Below are 1,228 nucleotides of genomic sequence, written 5' to 3' on the forward strand. Positions count from 1 at the left end.
CCGAAATATCATTTTTGTAGTCAATGTATTTTTTCATTCAATTTTTGTTCGAGTAGTTTTTTAGGTGAGGCATAACGTTGTTGTATAAGATTAGTTGCTTGTTTTAAGCACTAAAGTTAGCAAATAAATCACAGATAGAAAGTCCGCGAGGACTTTCGTAAATTGGCTAAAACCAGCAATTAATTTTATACGGTGTTAGGCACAGTATTTATTCAATCTCATATTTCTTCCTCACTTCATTTCGAGTTTTTTCGTCAGCTAAATTTGGGCTTTGCTGACTACCAAAAATTTGATAATTGTATTTTTGTAGATAAACTCTGTCTATTAACATTTTTAATGGGACAACTTGTAGTTGGTTTTCTTTTACAGCTCTTTGTATAATGGGTAAATATTTTTCCATCATTTCTAAATTAGAGTGTTGTATGACCACCCACATTATAGTTTCGAGTTTATTACCAACTAAAGATTTGCCTATGTAAGTTTTATATTTAAGATATAAAGAATCAATCAGTTTTTGATTTTTTTCGTCCAAAGGATTTTGCTTTGACCAATCAACAGTTTTGTCAAATCTATATTTTATATCATTTAAATGAATTTCATTAATCAATGAAACTAATTTTAAGTCCAATTTATTTTTTTCGGAATAAGTTTTTGGGTTAAAAGTTTCATTATTCTCAACAAGGTTCGAGCAATTATTTACGAATGGATAGAATGTTTCTGGAATTCGGATATCAAGTTCTGAATTACCAAAAGCTTTAATTAATGCACAAACATCTGAAGGATTTAATTCAACTGCTTTTTTAAATGAAATTTCTATGTTTTTACTGGATTCATCAAGATTCACAAAAGCCATTGTGATATTCCAAAAGTCAGCATAATTAAGTTTTTTGGGGTCTTTATCAACAGCTATTTTAGTTTCCTTTAGTTTGAAAAGTCCTTTTTGAAAATCTTTTTCGGACACTCCATTTTTCTTAATAGGTTCATATTTTAATATTTGGCTATTGAAATCTTCATAGTTAAATTCATTTTGCTTTTTGTCTTGTCCTTTGCAGGAAAAAGCTAAAAATAATAATACTACTAAAATAATATGTTTCATAGTTCTGTTTTTATATTGTGCCTAACGTTGTTGTGTATGGTTAGTTGCGTGTTTCAGCAACTAATTTAGTAAACAAAAACGAACGCGAGAAAATTCCGAAGGAATTTTCCAAATAAGCAACGACCAAAGCAA

Annotated in this window: 1 protein-coding gene; it reads right to left on the reverse strand. The window is 29.0% G+C overall.

Annotated elements, in window-relative coordinates; translation table 11 throughout:
* Positions 1-208 precede the first annotated feature (208 nt).
* Positions 209-1,096 (reverse strand): hypothetical protein, encoded by an 888-nt coding sequence (locus tag HSX10_RS18610; RefSeq protein WP_173589758.1) that lies wholly within the window; start codon positions 1,094-1,096, stop codon positions 209-211.
* Positions 1,097-1,228: the final 132 nt, after the last annotated feature.

The organism is Winogradskyella undariae (genome assembly GCF_013285155.1).
GTDB classification, from domain to species: Bacteria; Bacteroidota; Bacteroidia; order Flavobacteriales; family Flavobacteriaceae; genus Winogradskyella; species Winogradskyella undariae.